At 57.1% G+C, this 21,917-nt stretch carries 24 protein-coding genes and 2 tRNA genes; 10 read left to right on the top strand and 16 right to left on the bottom strand.

Annotation, left to right across the window (positions count from 1 at the left end; all coding sequences use genetic code 11):
* Nucleotides 1-69: 69 nt before the first annotated feature.
* On the bottom strand, nucleotides 70-723 hold the full coding sequence (locus WEB54_RS14385; protein ID WP_368056464.1) for an NADPH-dependent F420 reductase: 654 nt from the start codon (nucleotides 721-723) through the stop codon (nucleotides 70-72).
* Between the two features lie 328 nt (nucleotides 724-1,051).
* On the opposite strand from WEB54_RS14385, the gene WEB54_RS14380 reads away from it, so the two are divergent.
* Entirely contained in the window at nucleotides 1,052-1,369 is a 318-nt protein-coding gene (locus WEB54_RS14380; protein WP_368056462.1) for an antibiotic biosynthesis monooxygenase, read from the top strand.
* Nucleotides 1,370-1,374: 5 nt separating this feature from the next.
* Here the strand turns inward: WEB54_RS14380 and WEB54_RS14375 are convergent, their stop codons facing one another.
* Nucleotides 1,375-2,031 carry a pyridoxamine 5'-phosphate oxidase family protein gene (locus WEB54_RS14375; protein ID WP_368056434.1) on the bottom strand — a complete coding sequence of 219 codons (657 nt, stop codon included), beginning with the start codon at nucleotides 2,029-2,031 and terminating at the stop codon, nucleotides 1,375-1,377.
* Nucleotides 2,032-2,098: 67 nt separating this feature from the next.
* On the opposite strand from WEB54_RS14375, the gene WEB54_RS14370 reads away from it, so the two are divergent.
* Entirely contained in the window at nucleotides 2,099-3,628 is a 1,530-nt protein-coding gene (locus WEB54_RS14370) for a PLP-dependent aminotransferase family protein (protein WP_368056460.1), read from the top strand.
* On the opposite strand, the gene WEB54_RS14365 is transcribed toward WEB54_RS14370, so the two are convergent.
* On the bottom strand, nucleotides 3,616-4,122 hold the full coding sequence (locus WEB54_RS14365) for a hypothetical protein (protein ID WP_368056438.1): 507 nt from the start codon (nucleotides 4,120-4,122) through the stop codon (nucleotides 3,616-3,618). The two genes, WEB54_RS14370 and WEB54_RS14365, sit on opposite strands and share 13 nt — an antisense overlap.
* 29 nt (nucleotides 4,123-4,151) lie before the next feature.
* Nucleotides 4,152-5,666, bottom strand: a complete 1,515-nt coding sequence (gene ilvA, locus WEB54_RS14360) for a threonine ammonia-lyase, biosynthetic (protein ID WP_368056439.1) — start codon at nucleotides 5,664-5,666, stop codon at nucleotides 4,152-4,154.
* Nucleotides 5,667-5,921: 255 nt separating this feature from the next.
* Here ilvA and rpiA point away from each other — a divergent pair, with 255 nt between their 5' ends.
* Nucleotides 5,922-6,626, top strand: a complete 705-nt coding sequence (gene rpiA, locus WEB54_RS14355; protein WP_368056441.1) for a ribose-5-phosphate isomerase RpiA — start codon at nucleotides 5,922-5,924, stop codon at nucleotides 6,624-6,626.
* 263 nt (nucleotides 6,627-6,889) lie between these two features.
* Here rpiA and WEB54_RS14350 read toward each other — a convergent pair whose 3' ends face one another.
* From WEB54_RS14350 to WEB54_RS14325, 6 genes are all read right to left on the bottom strand, one after another.
* Nucleotides 6,890-7,501, bottom strand: a complete 612-nt coding sequence (locus WEB54_RS14350) for a hypothetical protein (protein ID WP_368056458.1) — start codon at nucleotides 7,499-7,501, stop codon at nucleotides 6,890-6,892.
* 103 nt (nucleotides 7,502-7,604) lie between these two features.
* The gene (locus WEB54_RS14345) at nucleotides 7,605-8,036 is read right to left on the bottom strand and encodes a DUF2147 domain-containing protein (protein ID WP_368054117.1); all 432 of its coding nucleotides are present in this window, start codon (nucleotides 8,034-8,036) and stop codon (nucleotides 7,605-7,607) included.
* A 202-nt stretch (nucleotides 8,037-8,238) separates the two neighbouring features.
* Nucleotides 8,239-8,724 carry a Cys-tRNA(Pro) deacylase gene (gene ybaK / locus WEB54_RS14340; RefSeq protein ID WP_368054118.1) on the bottom strand — a complete coding sequence of 162 codons (486 nt, stop codon included), beginning with the start codon at nucleotides 8,722-8,724 and terminating at the stop codon, nucleotides 8,239-8,241.
* Nucleotides 8,724-9,236, bottom strand: a complete 513-nt coding sequence (locus tag WEB54_RS14335; protein ID WP_368054120.1) for an N-acetyltransferase family protein — start codon at nucleotides 9,234-9,236, stop codon at nucleotides 8,724-8,726. Before WEB54_RS14335 ends, ybaK begins: the two co-directional genes overlap by 1 nt.
* 171 nt (nucleotides 9,237-9,407) lie before the next feature.
* Nucleotides 9,408-10,817, bottom strand: a complete 1,410-nt coding sequence (locus WEB54_RS14330; protein WP_368054122.1) for an ATP-binding protein — start codon at nucleotides 10,815-10,817, stop codon at nucleotides 9,408-9,410.
* Between the two features lie 39 nt (nucleotides 10,818-10,856).
* On the bottom strand, nucleotides 10,857-11,555 hold the full coding sequence (locus WEB54_RS14325) for a response regulator transcription factor (protein ID WP_368054124.1): 699 nt from the start codon (nucleotides 11,553-11,555) through the stop codon (nucleotides 10,857-10,859).
* Between the two features lie 138 nt (nucleotides 11,556-11,693).
* Between WEB54_RS14325 and smrA the strand changes: the two genes are divergently transcribed.
* Both smrA and WEB54_RS14315 read left to right on the top strand, forming a co-directional pair.
* Nucleotides 11,694-12,281, top strand: coding sequence for a DNA endonuclease SmrA (gene smrA, locus WEB54_RS14320; RefSeq protein WP_368054126.1), 588 nt, complete (start codon nucleotides 11,694-11,696; stop codon nucleotides 12,279-12,281).
* On the top strand, nucleotides 12,278-12,838 hold the full coding sequence (locus WEB54_RS14315; protein ID WP_368054128.1) for a phosphatase PAP2 family protein: 561 nt from the start codon (nucleotides 12,278-12,280) through the stop codon (nucleotides 12,836-12,838). The genes smrA and WEB54_RS14315 overlap by 4 nt, the downstream gene beginning before the upstream one ends.
* 141 nt (nucleotides 12,839-12,979) lie before the next feature.
* On the opposite strand, the gene WEB54_RS14310 is transcribed toward WEB54_RS14315, so the two are convergent.
* Nucleotides 12,980-13,066 (bottom strand) — tRNA-Leu (locus tag WEB54_RS14310).
* 39 nt (nucleotides 13,067-13,105) lie between these two features.
* Nucleotides 13,106-13,192, bottom strand: a tRNA-Leu gene (locus WEB54_RS14305).
* On the opposite strand from WEB54_RS14305, the gene WEB54_RS14300 reads away from it, so the two are divergent.
* Nucleotides 13,167-13,355 (top strand): hypothetical protein, encoded by a 189-nt coding sequence (locus WEB54_RS14300; protein ID WP_368056454.1) that lies wholly within the window; start codon nucleotides 13,167-13,169, stop codon nucleotides 13,353-13,355. The two genes, WEB54_RS14305 and WEB54_RS14300, sit on opposite strands and share 26 nt — an antisense overlap.
* Here WEB54_RS14300 and hemL read toward each other — a convergent pair.
* The 3 genes from hemL to WEB54_RS14285 all read right to left on the bottom strand — a co-directional run bounded on the left by hemL (nucleotide 13,352) and on the right by WEB54_RS14285 (nucleotide 17,216).
* Nucleotides 13,352-14,641: a glutamate-1-semialdehyde 2,1-aminomutase gene (hemL, locus tag WEB54_RS14295; RefSeq protein WP_368053246.1), complete on the bottom strand. Its 1,290-nt coding sequence runs from the start codon at nucleotides 14,639-14,641 to the stop codon at nucleotides 13,352-13,354. The genes WEB54_RS14300 and hemL overlap by 4 nt on opposite strands.
* Before the next feature lie 431 nt (nucleotides 14,642-15,072).
* Entirely contained in the window at nucleotides 15,073-15,498 is a 426-nt protein-coding gene (gene hemJ / locus WEB54_RS14290; protein ID WP_368053248.1) for a protoporphyrinogen oxidase HemJ, read from the bottom strand.
* Complete coding sequence (locus WEB54_RS14285) at nucleotides 15,498-17,216, bottom strand: chloride channel protein (RefSeq protein ID WP_368053250.1); 1,719 nt, start codon at nucleotides 17,214-17,216, stop codon at nucleotides 15,498-15,500. Before WEB54_RS14285 ends, hemJ begins: the two co-directional genes overlap by 1 nt.
* Before the next feature lie 172 nt (nucleotides 17,217-17,388).
* On the opposite strand from WEB54_RS14285, the gene WEB54_RS14280 reads away from it, so the two are divergent.
* The 3 genes from WEB54_RS14280 to erpA all read left to right on the top strand — a co-directional run bounded on the left by WEB54_RS14280 (nucleotide 17,389) and on the right by erpA (nucleotide 19,060).
* Entirely contained in the window at nucleotides 17,389-18,147 is a 759-nt protein-coding gene (locus tag WEB54_RS14280; protein WP_368053252.1) for a DUF6776 family protein, read from the top strand.
* A complete protein-coding gene (locus tag WEB54_RS14275; RefSeq protein WP_368053254.1) occupies nucleotides 18,134-18,589 on the top strand; it encodes a polymer-forming cytoskeletal protein in 456 nt (151 codons plus the stop codon). The genes WEB54_RS14280 and WEB54_RS14275 overlap by 14 nt, the downstream gene beginning before the upstream one ends.
* A 120-nt stretch (nucleotides 18,590-18,709) precedes the next feature.
* Entirely contained in the window at nucleotides 18,710-19,060 is a 351-nt protein-coding gene (gene erpA, locus WEB54_RS14270) for an iron-sulfur cluster insertion protein ErpA (RefSeq protein WP_368053256.1), read from the top strand.
* Between the two features lie 84 nt (nucleotides 19,061-19,144).
* Here erpA and WEB54_RS14265 read toward each other — a convergent pair whose 3' ends face one another.
* Nucleotides 19,145-20,404, bottom strand: coding sequence for an OapA family protein (locus tag WEB54_RS14265; protein ID WP_368056452.1), 1,260 nt, complete (start codon nucleotides 20,402-20,404; stop codon nucleotides 19,145-19,147).
* Between the two features lie 153 nt (nucleotides 20,405-20,557).
* Here WEB54_RS14265 and tyrS point away from each other — a divergent pair, with 153 nt between their 5' ends.
* The gene (tyrS, locus tag WEB54_RS14260) at nucleotides 20,558-21,751 is read left to right on the top strand and encodes a tyrosine--tRNA ligase (protein ID WP_368056450.1); all 1,194 of its coding nucleotides are present in this window, start codon (nucleotides 20,558-20,560) and stop codon (nucleotides 21,749-21,751) included.
* Nucleotides 21,752-21,917: the final 166 nt, after the last annotated feature.

Raw genomic sequence — 21,917 nt, 5'->3', positions numbered from 1 at the left:
AAAAGCAGAGTGAATCGCAGAGGATAGCCGGGCAACAGGGCATTGGCCACCGTCGCCGCAGGCTGGGTGTTACTCGCGGGTGACCGCGATATTGAACATCGGTGTCTGGAGTTTACCGTACAAACGAACCCACAATGCCAAATACATCTCCGTTCCCCGGGCTTGCTCGATGCCACCCAGATCAAACCACTGGTTTTCCTGCCAGCCAAAAGACAGGGCAATTTCTTTAACGACGGCCTTGGCATCACTGTCGTTGCCGCACACCAGTAGTTGATGCTCGCCTGCTAGTTTGTTTGGCGCAGTCATGATGGGGTTTGCCATCGTATTGAAGGCTTTCACGACCCGCGCATCGGGGTGAGCGCGCTGGATCTGTTCGCCCAGAGAATCATCGTTGCAGATGGAGAGCCGTGGCGGAAATCCGTTTGAGAAATCGAGCGGGTTGGCCACGTCAATCAGTACTTTGCCCGACAGATCCGCCGGGTCGATGCCAGCGAGAATACTTAGGGAATGCATGCCCGCCGAGCAGTTTAGAATCACTTCAGCACTAGCCGCTGCGTCGGCAAAGGTGCCCTGGCTGGCACGCTCGCCGCGCTCAGCGGCCCAGCCCACAGCGCTTTCGTTGTCTGCCGTGCGGGAACCCATCATGACCGCATGGCCCTGTTGAATCAGGGCGCTGCCCAGTGTTTTGCCGACATCGCCGGTACCCAGAATGGCCATTTTCATCGTTGTTTCCTCGTGTTTGTTGATCCGTGAGGAGAGTCTAGGCTTATCGGGGGATTATCCAGTAGGTAATTATAGTTAATATATGGTTAACCAATGTTAAAGGCGTGAAGAGCAGGGCGTGATTGCACGGCGGCTGATGCCGTGGCAATTTCAACGCCACGATGAAATCTACACGCTTGATCTAAAACTGGTCGTAACGGTCAATGAACCGCAAGCTAGTCTGGATTAATTCGGCTGGGATGAGCGTAGGCCTGATCAACACCTACATGGTACAACCCCATGACACTGCACTGATTCGAATCCAATATCCGAAAAAGAGAGAGCCCGAATGTTGTACATTTTTGAAGTACAGATTAAACCCGGCCATACCGCTGAAGATTACGCCGAAGCCTGGGTGCGTGCGAGTAAGCTGATTCAGCAGGCACCAGGGGCGCGGGGTACCCGATTGCATCGCAAACTGGATGATCCAAAGGTGCTGATTGCCATCGCCGAGTGGAACAGCAAGGCAGAACGTGATGCGATGGAGCAGCAGCACAACCCGGACGTTGCTGCCATTATCCGCAGTGCGGCGCCTTTCTGCGATATTCGCCCGCTCGGTGAATTTGCTGAGGCCGAGTGGGTGGTGCTGCCACCCGGCACTGATTGAAAGGCCTATTTCGCCCTCAGCGGAACTCGGGGAACCGATAGTCCGTCTTGCTGTTCTTCCTGAATAGGTTCTCCCCAGCGTTTCTCTACAGGCATGACACCAGCCCAGACTGGCCAGTCGGCATCTTCGGCCTCGTCGTTCACGCCTTCTGCCCTGATCTTGCACGACGCCTCGCTGATCAGAATGCGCGACAGACTAGTGGCTTTTAATTCGTTATCGGTCATCGGGCGCAGGTCGTCCCAGCGGTCCGGTGAGATTTTGTCGAGGAAGATGTGCAACTGCCGTGCTTTTTCTTCCGGCTCGGTGACCGCTTCGGCGGTGCCAAAGAGGGTGGCCGAGCGGTAGTTCACCGAGTGATGAAAGGCCGACCGCGCTAGAACCAGACCGTCCATCTGCATAATGTTGATGCACACCGGTTGTCCGGGGGCCAGATTGCGCGCTTTGGCGTGGCCATGCCAGTAGAGGTAATCGCCGTCGCGCCAATGGCAGGTTGGGGTGACGTAGGGCTGGCCATCAATGCTTTGGGCCACGGTGCACAGCAGCGAGGCGTCGACGATGTCGAGCAGTTGCTCGTGCTCATAGCTGGCACGGCCCGGGCCACGTTTCACGTGGCTTTTCTCGGTGTGCAGCGGGTTGTCCGGGTCTGGCAGTCGGGTACTCACGTCGTTTTCCTTAATGTCGGTGTTCAGGGGTTGCCGCTTGGGCGTGACGGCGAGGTGGTCAGCACTAATGACTTTAGTCGCCGTCTTTGCCAGCATAGGGCGAACTGGTTTGCTCAAAAATAGCCAGATTGAATTTAATTTTGCAGGCCAGGTGACGATGAAGCATGCCCTAGCCAGCCTGACCTTCCACCTCGAAGGCGAGGCGGGCCCTTATTACCAGCAATTGATCGATCAGGTGAAGGCGGGCATCCGTCTGCAACGGCTGAACCCGGGCGATAAACTGCCCTCGTCCCGGCAGTTGTCGGTGTCGCTCGGGGTCTCGCGCAGTACCGTGGCGCGGGCGTACGATTCATTGCTGGCCGAAGGGTTTCTGGTCAGCGAGGCGAAGCGCGGGCTTTTTGTGGCTACCAGCGCTCAGTATCTGCTAAACGTGGCCCAGGCCCCGCGCCGCGACCAACCCATGGAGCGGCCGCCCATTCTGACTTGCGATTCCGGTGCCGACACGGCGACGTTTCCGGCGCGGGACTGGGCTGCCAGTATGAGGCGCAGCTGGCTTAATCCGGATCTGAAGGTGCTCGAAGGCGCCTATTCGGATGGTTTTCCGCCGTTGAAAGACGCCATCGCCGACTATCTGTACCGGGTTCGGGGTGTGTCTTGCACGGCTGACCAGGTGTTTGTGACCTCGGGCAATCGCGATGCGCTGGGTGTCCTTCAACATGCGCTGGATGCTGGGCTCGCTGCCAATGCCCATTGGCTGCTGGAAAACCCGAGTTACACGCCGATGCGGGCGCTGCTCAGCAATCGGGCTTCGGGTCTCGGTTCACTAAAGGTTGACGCCGAAGGGGCACGATTACCGCCGCGTTCCGAGTCGCCGCAGGTCGCGATCATCACCCCTAACCGCCAATATCCGCTGGGCATTAGCATGAGCCCGGCACGTAGACAGGCCTGGTTGCAGGCCGTGCAGGAAGCGCCGTCGCTATGGCTGATTGAAGACGACTACGATAATGAATTCATCTACCAGGGGCGCATGGGCGTGCCACTGATGCAGGCCGATACTCGCGACCGGTGCTTTCTGGTGGGCAGTTTTTCCAAAGTGCTGTTTCGGGGTTTACGGCTGGGGTTTGTGGTGGTGCCACCGGGTGAAATCGATCGGTTTCGAGCCAGCCAGCAAGCGTTGGGTGCCTCCGCGTCACTGCCGATTCAGCCGGTGCTAGCCGACTTTATGCGCCACGGTCGCTTCGACCGGCATCTTAACCGGATGCGGCGACACTACCGTATGAAGCGGGATCAATTACTGGCATTACTGACCGACCACCTGACACCCTGGCTCGACTGGCAAGCCCCGCACGGTGGCATGCACATTCGGGTGATGCTCAAACCGGATTGGCTGGCAGCGAGAGCGTCAGCTCGATGGGACCACCAGATCGCCGATGCCCTGGCAGACAACAACCTTCGTCTGGATGTGCTGTCAGACCACTACGCGACCCCGGAAATCGGTGAGCAGGGTTTCTTGCTGGGGTTCAGTAACCCGCCTGAAGCGACGATGTCGCGCGTGGTTCGGGCCCTGGCGGACTGGTTCGAGCGTCAGCCCGGGTAGAGCTGCAGTATGTCGCTGGTGTTCGACAGGTTAGCCACCATCCAGATCTGTTCGAACGGATGGTCTTTGGGGACGCTAAAGTGGTGGCGCAAAGCCAGCATGTCGTCGTTCTGCCACAGTGGGTTGGCGTTGCGAATCACCAGCCAGACGCGCCGGGTCTGGTAGCGCTTCTGCGCCTTCACCACCAGAATGCGATTGAGGGCGTGCAGCAGGCGCTGGTGTACATCGTCTTGCATCAGTTCCAGCAATGCCTGGTGAGTTGTGGCGCTGAGATCGCGCCCGAGAATGGCCATCGCCTCGACTTCGGAGCCATACAGATGGGCGATCTCGAGGTCCAGGCGGTGGCCGTTCAGGTAACAGGAAACATCGGGCTTGTTGGGCTTGTTATGCCAGATGTGCCGCAGCGGCTCACCGTGCTGGCGCTCCCAGGCGCGCATAAAAACGCGTGCGGCCTGGTGTTCAAGATCAACCTTTTCCTGTTCGGTCGGGTTCATACAAGTAACTCAAATAGGCGAATACCGGTTCAGCCCAGAAACGCCGCGTACGCCGGGTTGCTGGTTTCTTCCCAGTAAGGATACCCCAGCTCCTCCAGCTTCTGGCGAAAGGCTTTCATATCCTCGCGTGGCACCTGAATACCGGTAAGGACACGGCCATAGGCGGCACCGTGGTTGCGGTAGTGAAACAGTGAAATGTTCCAGTGACCGCCCAGCGTATTGAGGAATTTTCCCAGCGCCCCCGGCCGTTCCGGAAATTCAAACCGGAACAGATGCTCGTTGCTGATGTTCGGCGCATGTCCGCCGACCATATGACGAACATGGGATTTGGCCACTTCGTTGTCGGTTAAATCCAGCACCGGGTGATCCGCCTCGCGCAGCTCGCCGATCAGCTGTTCACGTTCTTCCAGGCTGGTGATTTTCACCCCTACAAAGATGTGCGCCTTCTCGGGGTTATCAAACCGGTAGTTAAATTCGGTGATCGAGCGCTTGCCAATGATGGACACAAACTTCTTGAACGCCCCGGGCTTCTCGGGAATGGTCACCGACAGAATCGCCTCGCGATGCTCACCCACCTCGGCCCGTTCCGCGACATAGCGCAATCGGTCGAAATTGGTGTTTGCGCCAGAGGAAACGGTAATCAGCGTCTTGTCTTTGCAGTCTTCGCGTTCAACGTATTTTTTCATGCCCGCCACACTGACGGCGCCGGCCGGTTCGGTGATTGAGCGGGTATCGTCGAAAATATCCTTCACCGCCGCGCAGATTTCATCGGAGGTTACGGTGATGACCTCGTCGACGTAATCCTTGCAGATCTTCCAGGGTTCCTTGCCGATCTGGGCAACGGCAATGCCATCGGCGAAGATGCCAACCTGGCTCAGGGTGACCCGGCGTTTAGCTTTCAGCGCTGCCGCCAGGCAGGCGCTTTCTTCAAACTCGACACCGATCACCTTGATGTGTGGCTGCAAGTATTTGAAGTAGGCGGCCATACCGGAGATGAGGCCACCACCGCCAACCGGAATAAAGACGGCGTGGATCTCACCGTCCCGGTGCTGGTGCAGGATCTCCCGGGCCACCGTGCCCTGGCCTGCGATGATGTCCGGGTCGTCGTAGGGGTGGATAAAGGTCAGGCCGCGTTCGGCTTCGAGTTTGCGTGCGTATTCCAGTGCCTCATCGAAGGCATCGCCATGCAGCACGGCCTTGCCACCGCGGGCGCGTACGTTCGCAACCTTGATGTCTGGCGTGGTTTTGGGCATGACGATGGTGGCTTTCACGCCCATCAGCCGGGCGGCTTCGGCCAGGCCCTGAGCATGGTTACCCGCCGACGCGCAGATGACGCCGTTGTTCAGTTGTGCCTGGGTCAGGGTGGTCATCTTGTTGTAGGCGCCACGTAGCTTGAACGAGAACACCGGTTGCAGGTCTTCGCGTTTAATCAAAATAGTGTTGTTCATCCGACGACTGAGAAAGGCGGCTTTTTCCAGAGGCGTCTCGATCGCCGCCTCATAGACCCTGGCATTGAGTATCTTCTTAACAGTCTGTTCCAGCATGGAAGGTTCCTGGTTAACGGATGAATGTCAGTGGTTGGTTGCACCACCATCGGATTTGGCGGCACAGCACCGTAGTGTAAGGGTTTTGGGTGGATGCGGAAACGCAGGCGTACGGCAAATACCGGCATACTGTTTTGCGACGGTCCAGTAAAGCCAAGTGTGTGTGTTACTGAGCGCCACAGCAGCTATAATGCGGGCAAACGACACTCATTAACAGGCCCACTCAACTGGCCCACTCAATAACAGGACAGCTCCATGACCCAAGACGAACTGAAGCAGGCCGTCGCCCAGGCCGCGCTCGATTTCATCAAACCGGACCTGAAGCCGGAAGCCATTATTGGCATCGGTACCGGTTCCACCGCCAACCTGTTTATCGATGCCCTGGCTACCGTTAAAGACCGCTTTCGCGGCACCGTCGCCTCCAGCGATGCCAGCGCCCAACGCCTGCGCGATCATGGTATTCACGTGTTCGATATGAACGAAGTTGAAAAACTGGCGGTTTATGTCGACGGTTGCGACGAAGCCAATCGCAAACTGCACCTGATCAAGGGCGGTGGCGCGGCGCTGACTCAGGAGAAAATCGTCGCCTCCATCGCCAAGACCTTTGTCTGCATTGCCGATGAATCCAAAGCGGTGCAAAAACTCGGCGCCTTCCCGCTGCCCATTGAAGTGATTCCGATGGCCCGCAGTGCTGTAGCGCGCAAGCTGCTGAAAATGGGCGGCAATCCGGTGTATCGCGAAGGTGTGGTCACTGACAACGGCAACCAGATTCTGGATGTCTATGAACTGGACATCAAAGACCCGGAAGCGATGGAAACCGCGATCAACAATATTCCCGGCGTTGTCACTAATGGGTTGTTTGCCCACCGGCCGGCGGATGTGTTGTTGCTGGGGACCAAGGACGGCGTGAAGAAATTGTCGGTGATTAACACCATGGCAGAGGATGGTGAGTTTTATTGAGGTAGACGTTGGCCGTCGTAGATTTCCAGGGTACTGCTTTCTTCCAGTCGCCCAGAGGACGCTGAGATGGTCTCCTACGAAAGACAAAAGAGCTGGTATCACAACTAACCACCGGCCAAGTGTCAGCTACCGGGTAGGCCTGATCGGGGAAGTCTGAGGCATGGATGCCGAAGTCTAGGCTCCATGGAAGGATTTACGCCGACCCCCGATCAGGCCTACCCGGTGGCTGACACGGACTCGTGCCACAGAAAAAACCCTGCCACTTAAAGCACAGCCACCATTGCCCAGAGTGAAAAGGCCAGTAGCAGCAGGCCGAGGCTTCGGTTTAATCGGCTTTGGCCGTTTTGCGATGCGATCAGACGGGTGCCCCAGGGTTGGCTGGCGAGGATCGCGAGCCAGATCGCATCGACGGTTACCCAGATCAACGACAATAGAATAATGGTTCCCAGGGTCGGTGTGTTCACCCAGGCTTGCAGCAGTGCCTGAAAGGTAAAGGCTTCGAACCAGAGGGTGGCCGAGAGGGCGCCGGTGAGGATGACGCTGACGACGGTGATCGGCCGGGTCGGGTGGCCGGGTTCGGCTATGTAGGTCTTGATCCAGTACCACATCCATAGCCAAGCCGCCATCATGGCACCAGCGAACACCAGCAGCGGTGAACCGAGCGGGCCTGACTGTGCCCAAACCGTTACGGCGGTCGCCATTAACCCGGCCTGAGTGAGAGTGATCAGCAACCGGCCCCAGACCAGACTCCACAGTGAACTGTCCCGCTCATGCCGGGCGCGGACAAATTCGTAGGTATAGCCATCGGCCGGGAGTACCAGCAGCAGGGCGAGAATGATGGCAATCAATAAGGTAAGCGGTTCGGTTCCGGGCATTGGACAATTCAGGGTCAACAGGGAAAGGCAGCATAACGGGGTAAGGCAGGCAGGAAAAGCATCGGCTCACCGATATTGCCGGTGAGCCGTTCAGCGCTGGTTATTACTCGACGCGTTCCCAGACCTGAGTACGACCGATTAACGCGAAACCCATGAAACCACGGACTTCCAGCTTGGCACCGTTGTCAATGACCTTGGCCTTGGCACTGTATTCCTTGCCATTGGCCGGGTCGAGAATGCGGCCACCGGTCCATTCATCGCCATCGCGTTCCAGCCCCCAGAGAAAGTTCATGCCTTCGATCGGCTGATCCTTGCGGCTGCCTTTGCAGTCGGAACAGACCGGGTTTGGTTCAGCCGGGTTCAACAGTTCAACGACCTGGCCTTGCAGTTCGCCATTTTCCTCCCAGACTCGCACCAGGCTTTTGGCTTCGCCGGTTTCGTCATCGATGGTACGCCACTGGCCCTCGGCCGACATGGATTCCGCCTGGGCCGGGGTTATGGCCAGCGCCAGCAATAAGGTAGTGACGACAGTCATTAAAGATTTCATTGTTATTTTACGCTCCTGGTTAGTAGCCTGCGGTTGAGGTGAAGGCTTGGATCAAACATAGCAAATCGCCAGCCAGTAACAAGCAACCTTTAATGGTTGTTGATTCAGATTCACCAAAGCCCCCGCGTTGGGGCGGGAGTGCGAAGCTTAGGCAACAGTTGCAGCCTAAACTACTGGGTTCAGCCCGGTTTCAGGTTTCGTCGGTAACGCAGAGAGGTGCAAAGCGGGCCCGGGTCAGTTGCAACAGGTCAGCCGGTGCCAGTGCAATGTCGAGACCGCGTTTGCCACCGCTGACAAAAAAGGTGTCCATGCTCTCTGCACTCTGATCAACCACGGTTGGCAGGACTTTCTTCTGCCCCAGCGGGCTGATGCCGCCGACCACATAGCCGGTGGTTTTCTCGGCAATGGCCGGGTCCGCCATCTGTGCGGATTTTTGACCGTGCGCCTTGGCGGCGCGCTTCAGGCTGAGGTTATGGGTGACCGGCAAAATACATACGCCGAGTGCCTTAGGGTCACCATTGAAGCTGACCAGTAAGGTTTTAAAAACCTGCTCGGGGGGCACGCCCAGGGCTTTGGCGGCGGTGAGGCCATAGCCTTCGTCGCTATCGCCCACACTGAAGGTGTGCAGTTCGAACGGCATCTTGTTGCGTTTGAGCAACTGCACCGCCGGTGTCATCAGGCACGCTCCAGCATGCGGGCCATAGCGTGTAGCGACTCCCCCGTGACGCGTTTGGTTAGCCAGCCATCCAGAGCGCTGGCTCCCAGCGAGCGGTAGAACTGCCGGGCGGGTTCGTTCCAGTCGAGTACCATCCATTCGAGGCGACCGCAGCCGCGTTCGATCGCGAGATGCGCCAGGCTGGTAATTAAGGCTTTGCCAACTCCGGATCCGCGCTGATCCGGTTGCACATAAAGGTCTTCCAGGTGGATGCCGGGCTGGGCCAGAAAGGTGCTGTAGTTCGGAAAAAACAGGGCCATGCCAACCGGTCGGCCATCGCGCTCGGCGATCAATACCTCGGCCGCTGGCTGGTCTGAAAACAGCGTTTCGGTGAGTTTGGCTTCGGTGGCTACCACTTCGTGCGACAGCTTTTCATAGTCAGCCAGTTCCTGAATGAAACGTAGAATATGGGAGACATCGCCGGGCTCTGCCAGACGAATGACGGTGCCGGAAGCGGTGGTTATCGGGGACATGACGGGCCTCGTCAGTTGACTAAAGGCAGGAGTTTATAAGATTGCCGGGTGAGTTGTCTCGTTTCGAGGGTGGGTTTTAACCGCTGGCTGGCATTGTTCCTCAAGGCTCATCGAACTGTCGTTGAGTTCGCTGCCACCTCCCAGTATGAGTTTGTCGATCCCCTTTGGGATCTAACCCTGACGTAGCCGCCCGTGGTGATTCAGGGGCAGCCGTATGCGTACACAGAGGCCGCCTTCGGGGCGATTGATCGCACGGATGTCGCCCTTGTGCGCGGTAACGGCATGGCGGGCGATGTTCAAGCCGAGGCCGGCCCCGGAATTTGACTGGTCGAGCCGGTAGAAAGGGTCGAACAGTCGCTCGAGTTTGTCTTCGGGCACGCCGGGCCCCTGGTCACAGATCTCAATCAGGGCTTCGCCCTTGCGGGTGGTTAGGTGAATGCTAAGTTCGCCGTTTTCCGGTGAAAAGCGCAAGGCATTGCGAATCACGTTGTCGATCGCTGAATGCAGCAATTGAGGATCCCCCCAGATATTGACAGTGTCTTCAATCTGGTCGGTGATCAGAATGTTGTGCGCTTTGGATTCAAAACGAGCGTCTTCGGCCACGTGGCGCACCAGATCGTCGAGTTGCAATTGTGTCGGCTCCAGATGCTGCATTTCGTTTTCAAAGCGCGACAGTTTCAAAACTTGCGCGATCAGGCTTTCGAGCCGATCGCTTTCGCGCTCAATACGACTCAGTGCGGTCTCGAGATCGGATGGTGCTTTCTGGCGAACGATGCCCAGCGCTACCTGCAACCGAGTCAGCGGTGAGCGCAGTTCGTGGCTAACGTTGCTAAGCAGACGTTGCTGAGCCGAGACCAATTGTTGCAGGCGCTCGGCCATTTCGTCGAAATCGCGCCCCAGATCACCCAACTCATCGGCGCGTTTATTGACCGCGCCACCAACCCGGGCGTCCAGACTGCCGCCAGCCAACTGCCGGGAGACACGCCGCAGACGGGCAATGGGGCGGGTGATGGACCAGGCCAGCACCAGCGCCATACCGCCAGAGACAAACAGCGCAAAAATAGCCCGCAGCCATTGGCTGTCGAGCCAGAGCGGCAGGTTGGGTGGTGGCAGGGAAGGCACGCCGCGCAGAAACAATCGATACATATCGCCACCGACCGACATGGTGATTGGGCCCATCCAGGTTTCCTGGCGCCACTGCCCAACTTTTACGCCTTCAAGTTCCATCATTTCCGACAGCATAACCAGAATGCGCCGTGGTGGTTTGGGGGTGCCGAGCAGATGGTAGGTATCGTCCACCAGGTACCATTGAAAGCGCGACTCGCTGTTAAAGCGGTCGAGTTCATCAATGATTTCCTGGCGATCACTGGCGAGGCGATCGATATTGGGGAGTTTAACCCGGTTCAACAGGCCAATGTGCGAGGCGTTAGGCGCGCCGATCTGGTACACCTGTGCCACCTGGTGTGACACGAAGGCCACCGCCAGTACAATCAGCAACAGCGTGACCCAGAAGCTCAGCCAGATTTTGCCGAACACCGAGCCCAGCGGGTTTATTTTTCGCCAGTTAATTGAAAATGTCATGGCAACAGCCGGTGTCCGGAAGGGCAGAGAAATATCCGCTTATTTGGGGTCGACAAACAGATAGCCAATGCCGCGGATGGTCTGGATCTTGGGCGTTTCCGTAACGGCCTGGAGTTTGCGCCGGACGTTGGACACATGCATGTCGATCGAACGGTCATACGCCATGATTTCGCGGCCAAGCACTTCGCGGTACAGGTCTTCTTTGGGAACGGCTTTGCCGACCCGGGACATCAGTACGCGCAGTACTTTAAATTCGCTGGTGGTCATCGGCACATGTACGCCTTCACACTCCACTTCATAGGTGTCGAAGTTAAGCGTGACGCCGTTGCATTCCAGAGTGCCGCTGTCGTTTTCCTGCTGCACTTTGTCGAGTTCAATACGGCGTAGCAACGCTTTGATGCGTGCCAGCAGTTCGCGGTGGCTGTAGGGTTTGGCCAGGTAATCGTCGGCACCCAGCTCCAGCCCCAGCACCCGATCCATCTCTTCGCCTTTGGCAGTAAGCATCAGCACCGGAACAGAGGAGAGGTTGCGAATCTGGCGCAGGGTTTCGAAACCATCGATGCCGGGCATCATCACATCAAGCAGGACCAAATCGTAACTGTGCTCGCGCAACTGTACGATGCCATCCTCACCGCTGTGAGCCGCACTGAGTTTATAGCCTTCGGCATCCAGATACTCACCGAGCAGTTCGGCCAGATCCCGGTCATCGTCGATAAGTAAAATGTGAGATTCATTCATGGCAAATAGTGTCCTCTATCGGTAAGGCGCTGACGATCCATTTTACCGCTCTTTTACAACGAGCCCCGGCCTGATGGTCCAAGCGTGCCGAGCGCGGGTACATACTGTTAGAATACGGTTAAATGTAACAGGTGTCTTATGGAAGACGACGACGAATTCAAAATTTTCCGTCAAGAAATGAAAGGCGTGCGTCGCATTCGCACCACGCCCAGGGTCGAGACGGCCAAACCCGAGGTGCCAGAGCCCAGCTTGCTGCACCGGCGGCAGATGGCCGTCAAAGTGGATCAGGGTGACCCGAACCATCTGACGGAAGAAATTATCGATCTGGTGCACCCGCTCGATATTCTGGACTATCGCACCGATGGCGTCGCCCACGGGGTATACCGGAAGCTGAAGCGCGGCCAGTACCCGATCGATGCCCGTCTGGATCTGCATCGCAAATCCATGGTCGAGGCGCGCGCCGAGGTTTATGGGTTTATTGCCGACTGTCTGCGCTACGATGTGCGTTCGGCGATGATCCTGCACGGCAAGGGTGAGCGCGGTGAGCCGAAAGCCTTCCTGAAAAGCTGCGTGAATACCTGGCTGAAACAAATGCCAGAGGTACTGGCCTTTCATTCGGCACAAAAGCATCATGGCGGTGTGGGGGCGCTGTATATTTTGCTGCGCAAAAGTAATCGCAAGAAAGAAGAAAACCGGGAACGTTTTATGAAAGGACGCACGGAATGAGGCGCGGCAATCGCGGCAACCGGCTATGGGCGTGGCAGACAATCAGTGCTTTGGTGCTGTCATTGACTGTGAGCCTCAGTGGGTATGCGGATGATCGCTGGACGCAGGCAGGTGAGGTACTGCTTTATGCACTGCCACTGACGGCTGCCACAGCCACCTACACGCTGGACGACCCGCAGGGGCGCTCGCAATTGGTGGTGGCCTATGGGGTTACGCTCAGTACCAGTTATGTTATGAAAGGGTTGATTGAACGGGAGCGGCCGGATGGGACCGACAACCTGAGCTTCCCTAGCTTCAGTGCCGCTTCGGCCTTTACCAGTGCGGCTTTTATTCAGCGCCGATATGGCTGGGATGCAGGGTTGCCCGCCTACCTCGCGGCCAGCTACGTTGGCTGGAGCAAGGTATATTCAGACCGGCATCACGCCACAGACGTCATTGCGGGCGCTGTTTTGGCCTGGGGGGTGAATCAGTGGCTGGTTGAGCCGGGGTCTGCCTCCCAGGTCGCGCTGGTGCCAACCCAAGGCGGCATGGCATTGGCGTTTGAAGTGAAGTTCTGAGTGCCGGGTAGGCGCACCCTGCACCCGGCACGGGCTCACGGCAATAAAGCTGACCTTAACTGCGAAGGTTGAATTCAATACTGGGAATCGGGTCGTGCGGGAGAAGCCATTTCGAAGCGTCCGGGTTGGTAAGCGTCGAAATGGTGCCTGGGAGAGGATTTGAACCTCCACGGGGTTGCCCCCACTAGCACCTGAAGCTAGCGTGTCTACCAATTTCACCACCCAGGCTGAGCGGTTACGGTGTTAAAGCATCATCCGGTGAAATCTTGGTGCCTGGGAGAGGACTTGAACCTCCACGGGGTTGCCCCCACTAGCACCTGAAGCTAGCGTGTCTACCAATTTCACCACCCAGGCAATACCGGATGTGCCTACCGTTGGCAAGCAGGCGCGCATACTAATGAGCAGGCCCGGTTCTGTCAACAGTTTTTGTGGTTTTGCTGCCATCCTGTTTGCTGAAAAAAGAGAAGCAAAACAAGCGGTTGGGCCAGAAGCTCAACCGCTTATACCGTTGCTTTAAACGGTCAATGTGGCCATGACGCGTTCGGCCGCGGCCAGGGTATCGTCGATGTCCTGCTCGCTGTGTGCCAGCGACATAAAGCCTGCTTCAAAGGCTGAAGGTGCCAGATAGACGCCTTCGTTGAGCATGCCGTGAAAGAACTGGTTAAAACGGGGCACGTTACTGGTCATGACATCGCTGAACCGGCGCACACGCTCAGTCTCGGTGAAAAAGAAGCCGAACATGCTACCGGCGGTATTGGTGGTCAGCGGAATACCCGCTGCCCGGGCTTTTGTTTTCAGGCCTTCGGTCAGAGCAGTGGTGCGTTCGGTCAATTGCTCGTATACCCCGGGTTTGCTGATTTGCTCCAGTACCGCCAGGCCTGCGGCCATGGCGACAGGATTGCCCGATAAGGTGCCCGCCTGGTACACCGGGCCGTTTGGTGCCAGAAAATCCATAATATCGGCTCGGCCGCCAAAGGCACCGACCGGCAGGCCGCCGCCGATGACTTTGCCCAGGGTGGTCAGATCCGGTTTAACGTTGTACAGCGCCTGGGCACCACCCAGCGCCACCCGGAAACCGCTCATCACTTCGTCGAAAATCAGCACGGCGCCGTGCTCAGTACATTCGCTGCGCAGTGTTTCCAGAAATTCGGGCTCGGGCAACACACAGTTCATATTGCCAGCCACCGGCTCAACGATCACGCAGGCGATGCGGTCGCTGTACTCTTTGAAGCAATCGCGCACGGCTTGCGGGTCGTTGTAGTCGAGGGTGAGCGTATTGGCGGCAACTGCCGCCGGAACGCCCGGTGAAGTGGGTACACCCAGCGTTAGCATGCCTGAACCGGCTTTCACCAGAAGACTGTCGGCATGGCCATGGTAGTTGCCTTCAAATTTAACCAGCAGGTCCCGGCCGGTGAAGCCGCGCGCCAGTCGAATGGCCGACATGGTGGCCTCGGTACCGGAATTGACCATCCGAACCTTGTCCATCGACGGCACAATGGCGCAGACGGCTTCGGCCATGGTGACTTCCTGTTCCGTCGGGGCACCAAAGGTCAGCGCCAGGTCGACCTGGCGATGTATGGCCTCGCGCACTTCCTCAAAGCCGTGACCCAGAATCTGCGGGCCGAAAGACAGCACATAGTCGATGTAAGACTTGTCATTGATGTCGATTAGCCGCGATCCCTGAGCGCGTTTGAAAAAAATCGGTGTGCCACCGACCCCTTTAAAAGCGCGAACCGGTGAATTAACGCCACCGGGGATGGTTTTCTGAGCGCGTTCAAACAGAGTAGCAAGTTGGTCGGTCATGGTCGGGGCCTGTGTTTTGAATGTTTGGCAACTATTGTCGTGTTTACCGGGGTCTGTGGCAAACCCGGGGTCTGAGGGTGCGTGTTATTTGATCGTCACCGGATGAGCTGGGTATGATTGGGTCAATTCACCCTGACACAACGGACAGCACCGATGACCGATTCGGTTCCCTGGTCGACTCGACCCAACTCGAATAGCAACATAAAAAACTTGCTGTGACTCATCGCAAGGCAGCGATAGCGCAAGGTCGGGCGTTGAGTGGTGGTGCAGACAGCGCGTAAAGGGCAGCCGATTAACGCGGCTGCAGGCTGGAGTCCGGGCGCGGAAATGACTAGACTGAAGGCTTCCTTGGATTGAATGTCCGGGGATTGTCTAGTTGATAGGTAGTTATTGACCAACGGCCTTTGGGCCGTTGGTCTTTTTTTGCCTGATCAGAAGGGCTTGATGACCACCAACAGCACTATACCCACCAACACCAGGACCGGGGCTTCGTTGAACCAGCGATACCAGGCATGGCTGCGGCGGTTGTCATCGGCGGCGAATCGCTTCAACAGGCGCCCGCAAGCGTGGTGATAGCCCAGCAGTAACACCACCAGAAACAGTTTGGCATGCATCCAGCCCATCGACAGCCAGGCAGGGTTCACCACCAGCATGGCAATGCCGAGCGCCACCGCGACCACACTGCTCGGCGTCATAATGCCCCGATACAGCTTTCGCTCCATGATCTTGAAGCGCTCGCGGCTGAGTGTGTCCTCCGCCATGGCGTGGTACACGAACAGGCGCGGCAGATAGAACAACGCAGCGAACCAGGTGATGACGGCGATAATATGAAAGGCTTTAAGCCAAAGGTACAGCATCAGCGAAGGTCTCCTTCGGTAGTCAGAACAGTCGCCAGTTGCGCCCGGGTGATCAGGGTGGTCGCGGCCGATTCGGGCGAATATAAAAAGCCGGCGGTGTCTTCTCGTTGCAGCAATCGCACCGCTTCCAGCAGGTTGATATCCTGCTCAACAACGATCAGCCGGCTGAACGGCGGAATGACCACTTTCAGGGCTTCTGCCAACGCAGGCCGGGTTTCAGCGGGCAGTTGAATCCAATCCTGCATCGCCTGGCTGAGGGGCGCCTTGTCAATCAGGTAATTGGCATCCGACAACTGCAAAACCACCCAGCGCTGCGCTTCTTTTACGGTACGCAGAGCCTGATCCTCCTGTTGGGTGAGATCCAGACGGGTAAACTGACCGGTCGCCAGTTCCGACAGGCTGCGTTGCGCCAGAGCGGTCCGTACCGGATTGGTCTCAATCGTCAGACCCCGAAACGCCAGCAGGCTGTGAAAAATAGACGGAATGCGCAAGCCGTGCTGACACACCAGGTTGGCGCCAAGCACCACTATCATCGCCGGAAAGATCGCATGAGCATTCAGCGACAACTCCAGCACCGCGATCAGCGCCGCCAGCGGCGCGTGCAGCACGGCACTCATCATCGCAGCCATGCCCAGTAAGGCATAAAACGCCGGACTACCGTCACCGGGCAGCAGGCTGCCCATCAGTCCGCCGGCGCTGGCACCGATCAGCAAGGTCGGTGCGATCAGGCCTGCGGGTACACCCAGGCCTACTGCGGCTGAGGTGGCGATGAATTTGGCGATTAACGCCATCAGTAGAACAGACCAGACCAGCTCACCATTAATGGCCTGGTTGATGGTGTCGTGGCCCAGCCCGAGCACCTGGGGCACCCAGAGCGCCAGAGTACCGGTGATCACACCCGCCAGCAGCAAACGGGCCGAGCGCTGGTGCAGGCGCAGTTGCATGAACAGCCGGACACTGCGATTAAACCCCGCCGCCAGCAAGCCAATGAGCAAGCCGGCGACCAGCAGGAATGGCAGGTCGGTGAGGCTGCCCTGATAGACCAGATCGGCGACAAAAGCCGGGTGTTCACCAAACAGAAAGCGGGTCATGGCGGCCGAAGTGACTGAAGCAGCAATGATGGGCGTGAAGCCCAGCAGGCTGTACTCCATCAGGATCACTTCCATGGCAAAGAGTACGCCCGCCAGCGGCGTATCGAAGGCTGAGGAGATCGCCGCTGCAGTGCCGCAGCCGATCAGCAGACGTAGCTGGCTTGGAACCCGGTTAGCGGTTTGGCCAAGCTGATTGGCAATGCTGGCACCGATATGCACCGCCGGACCCTCCTGGCCAACACTGTGACCTGAGCCAAGGGAGATCAGCGCGGCAAAGAACTGGAACACGGCGTTGCTGGCGGGCATACGACTGCGGCCGCGATGCAGTCGATCGAGGACGTGAGTGATGCCCACTGCCTGACTGTGGGCGGGCGTAAACCGAAACAGCAGAATCAGTGCTAGGCTACCCAGAACCGGCAGCATAAAGCGCGTTGGTGCCGACAGCGACTCGAAGTCATCCCGGTAGGCACCGTTCAGTTGTTGCAGCATCAGGTCCAGGCCCAGCATGAACAGTGCCATCACCAGACTGGTGGCTAAACCGGTGATGCAGCCGAGTATGATCAGCGACAACAACCCGTCTGGTTTGCCGAGTAGACGGCGCCACTGGCTGATGGGAAGTAAGGGCATAGGCGGATTGGCTTGTAACCGAATTGGGTGCGACCTTATCATAGGCGGTCATGGCGTTGCAGCGATTCATCGCCCGGCTGGCGCTCAGGCGCTGGTTGGCGGCCAGAAAACCGGGTGTCAGAGCCGGATCGTGTTGGTTGCTGGCAGACGCCCCTATCCCGTCGGAGTTGGCATGGCGAAAGTAAAAGTAGCACCCGTACGGCAGATGGTTGTCGTCCCGTATCAGCCATGGCGTCGCTGGCTGGTGCGAATTGTTGGAATTGTGATCATTGCTCTGGCAGTCTACGCTGCCTATCTGTATGGTTTTCAGGCCGGTGGCAGTCAGTATGAGACCTTGCTGAGCCAGCGCGCCGAATTGCGCGCGAACCTGGGTGAAGCCCGGCAGCGCCAGGAAGCCCTGCGGTTGCGGGTGGCTCAGCTTGAACGCGGTTCTGAAGTGGACCGCCAGGCCAACGAAAACGCTCGTCAGACACAGTTGCAATTGAGCGGGCGTATCGCGGAACTTGAAGAAGAAGTCGCCCTGTATCAGGGTATAATGTCGCCCTCGCTCGATAACGAAGGGCTGCGCATTCAGGAAGTCACGTTGGAGCCGACCAGCTCCAGCGACCGCTACCGGTACAGTCTGATGCTGACCCAGGCGGGCAACAATTCTCAATATCTGCAAGGGTTTGTGGGTGTCAACATAGTAGGGACACAAAACGGTGAGCGTATCGCGCTGCCATTAAAAGATGTGTCCGAAGCAGTGGATGATGTGGATATTCGATTCCGTTATCGCTACTTTCAGGATATCAAAGGCGACCTGGTGTTGCCTGAAGGGTTCATACCCGACCAGATACAGGTCATTGCTCAAGCCGTCGGTAATCGTGCCGCTCGGGTAGAAACAGCATACAACTGGTTGGATTTGGAGAACGGAAACAATGTGGGGCAGTAAACAAACCGTGGCTAACGACGTAACGCTAATATCAGTAAAGGCCGAGATCAGCGGCGATATCCGGGTGTCTGGCGGCTTGCATGTCGATGGCCGAATCAAAGGCAACATCCTGGCTGATCCGGACAGCGGCGCCGCCGTCCGGATCAGTGACAAGGGCTATGTGGAAGGTGAGATCCGTGCGCCTAACATCGTCATTAACGGCGAAGTGAAAGGCGATGTGTATTCAACCGAGCATATTGAACTGGCCAAAAAAGCCGTGGTCACCGGTGACGTGCATTACGTCATGATGGAAATGGTGATGGGCGCCCAGGTAAACGGCAAATTGCTGCACGTGGCTGCTGAGAAAGGCAAGAAGGTCAGTAAGCCTGAGTCTGTCGAGCCCAAGCCAATGACGGAGAGCCCGATGCTGGATGCCGGTAAGCCTGCTAATAAATTACCCTGAAATCAGTCGGGGCCCAATGTGGGTCCTTGAATCTGATCTTGTTCGCCCCTATCACTGTGGGCAGGGGTGAAGTAAACCGCTTGGTAATTCTGAGAATAATCCTATGATTTTGGAAATACGATGACCGTGAATGCAGACGTCCATGAAGCCCTGGTGATTACCGAGGCGGCGGCTCACAAAGTACAGCAATTGGTCGAGGAAGAAGGTAACGACCGGTTAATGTTGCGCGTTTTTGTGACCGGGGGCGGCTGTGCCGGGTTTCAGTATGGTTTCACCTTCGATGACGATGTGGCCGAAGACGATACCGTAATTCGCCAGGCTGGCAGTACTTTCCTGATCGATTCCCTGAGTGTGCAGTACTTGCAGGGGTCGACCGTCAATTACACCGAAGGCCTTGAAGGCAGCCGGTTTTCGATTGAAAACCCGGCGGCCGAGACGACCTGCGGTTGTGGCTCATCATTTTCGATGTAGCAACTCAGGCCACTGTTCAGACATAAAAAAACCGGGTTCAACCCGGTTTTTTTATGTCTGAACGTTTCGTGTAATTTACCGACTTCAGTCTACCGAGACGTAGGTTTCCTCGAATACCTGTAATTGCCCCATCATGTTTGATGCAAACTCTTCAAATTGCGGCAAGAACTGGCTATTCAGAGGCTGGGCCGTGGGCAAGTCGACGGTTTGCGGGTTTTTGTGAACACCGTTGACCAAGAATTCATAGTGCAGATGTGGGCCGGTAACCTGGCCGGTGGCGCCGACATAGCCGATGATCTGGCCCTGGCGAACCCGGTTGCCCGCTCTGGCGTTCTTGGAGAACTGACTCATATGGGCATAGAGAGTACGAATGCCGCCCCCGTGCTGAACCACCACAACGTTGCCGTAGCCGCCATTACGACCGGCTGAGACGACTTTGCCATCACCGGTTACCTTGATCGGCGTGCCTGTGGGGGCAGCGTAATCCGTGCCTTTGTGTGCTCGAATGGTGTTCAGTACCGGATGCCGGCGGTTTGGGTTAAAGCTGGAAGAAATGCGGAACACATCCATCGGGGTACGCAGGAAGGCCTTGCGCATGCTATCGCCGTTAGGCGAATAGTAATCGGTCCGGCCACCCTCATCGGTGTAGCGCAACGCATTGACTTCACGGCCCTGGTTGACGAAACGCGCCACCAGGATGGGGCCATCGCCCAGTTTTTCACCGTCGAGGTACTCCTCCTGGTAGATCAGCGAGAAGGTGTCTCCGGCACGAATATCCAAAGCGAAATCGATGTCCCAGCCATAGAGCGTCGCCATCTGCATAATCATGTTGTCGCTGAGACCGGCCTGCTTGGCTGACAGGTACAGCGAAGAATCGATGGTGGCTTCCGCAAAGCGGGTGTGAATTTCCGGCTCCCGGGTGATTTTCTCGATTTCGAACCCGTCGTCGGTCAGGCTGATGTGGTGCTTGACCAGAATGGACTCGCTGAAGGTGATCCCGCGTAGCAGGTTGTTTTCATCAAACTCAAACTCGAACATTTGACCCGGGTAGATGCGCTCCAGGGGATCGCTGATCTCCTCAATGGCCAGCATGCGGTACAGGACGCGGACTCCCGCGTTGGCCCGTTCAAAGACAGTCGATAGGGTGTCGCCAGGCTGCACCTCCTCGGCGACCCGGGTGTACTCCGGTTCACTGGGGGCAGCGGTACTGGGTACCGGTATGACCACTTGCGGTGGCAGCTCGACAATCACCGACTGGCCGGGCGCAGGCCACATGGCCACGGACAGCATGACGAAGGTTAGGGCAGCAACGCCGATGGCGTGCCAGCGAGGAAAGCGTTTCATTACAGTAAACAGATGAATCACCATTTTAAAACAGTCAGTTGGCTAATAATGTTAATGCATTATATTAACAGGCTAAGGGACATGTGCTAACTGATATCACATCCTGATATAATTAGTCCCTTAATTATATGTAAATTTATTTGAGGAGACTTCATGTCCCTGGAGCAGACACTGGCAGAAATCCGTCGCGGCACGGAAGAGATACTGCTCGAAGAAGAACTGGTTAAAAAGCTTGAAAGTGGCCGCCCACTGCGTATCAAGGCGGGTTTCGACCCGACCGCACCGGATTTGCACCTGGGCCATACCGTCCTGATGAACAAGATGCGCCAGTTCCAGGACCGGGGTCATACCGTCATTTTTCTGATTGGTGACTTTACCGGCCTGATTGGGGATCCCTCGGGTAAGAACTCGACCCGGCCACCACTGACCCCCGAGCAGATCGCACAGAATGCTGAAACCTATAAAGAGCAGGTGTTCAAGATCCTGGACCCTGTAAAAACCGAGATCCGGTTCAATTCCGAATGGTTCAACAAGCTCGGCGCGGCTGGCATGATCAAACTGGCTGCTCGCCACAGTGTTGCGCGCATGCTGGAGCGGGACGATTTCAAGAAGCGCTACAAAGCCAACGAATCCATCGCCATTCACGAATTCCTGTACCCGCTGGTGCAGGGTTACGACTCTGTCGCGCTGGAAGCCGATGTGGAGCTGGGCGGTACGGACCAGAAATTCAACCTGCTGGTTGGCCGTGAACTGCAGAAAAGCGAGGGGCAGGAGCCGCAAGTCGTTATTATGACTCCCTTGCTGGAAGGACTGGACGGCGAGAAGAAAATGTCCAAATCACTGGGCAACTACGTCGGTATCACCGAAGCCCCGGGTGCCATGTTCCAGAAAATTGTTTCGATTCCAGATTCGCTGATGTGGCGCTGGTACGAACTGCTGTCATTCAAGACACTGGAGCAGATCGAGGCGTTGAAAGCCCAGGTCGAGCAGGGCGCCAATCCCAGAGACATCAAAATTGAGCTGGCACGCGAGCTGGTGGCTCGCTTTCATGGTGAAGACGCTGCCGCCAATGCCCATAAAGGTGCAGGCAACCTGATACAGGAAGGCGAGGTGCCTGAAGACACACCACACATCACGCTCGAACTGGACGACCAGGCCGAATTGCCCATCGCTGCCATAGTTAACCGGGCCGGGCTGGCCGCCAATGCCGCCCAGACCCGGGACATGCTCAAGAATGGCCGGGTGAAGGTTGGCTGGGAGGTGGTTGGGGCTGACCTGCGGCTGCCCGCTGGGGAATACCTGATACAGGCCGGTAAGAAGAAGCTGGCGCGGGTTACTCTGAGCTGAGCCTGTCTTAGTCTTCCTGCTTCTATACCAGCAGGAAGACAGGGGGTTGTTTTGCGCCCCCGGTTTCATCTTTTTACCGCCCTGTCATCGAATAGACAACTTTCTGTGAATCACCTCTTGACCCTCCCTCAGAAAAGACTATTATACGCCTCCCTCGCCGCACAGC

Source organism: Saccharospirillum sp., from assembly GCF_040881935.1.
Taxonomy (GTDB): Bacteria; Pseudomonadota; Gammaproteobacteria; order Pseudomonadales; family Natronospirillaceae; genus Saccharospirillum.
This window is presented reverse-complemented; position numbering and strand designations above follow the sequence as displayed.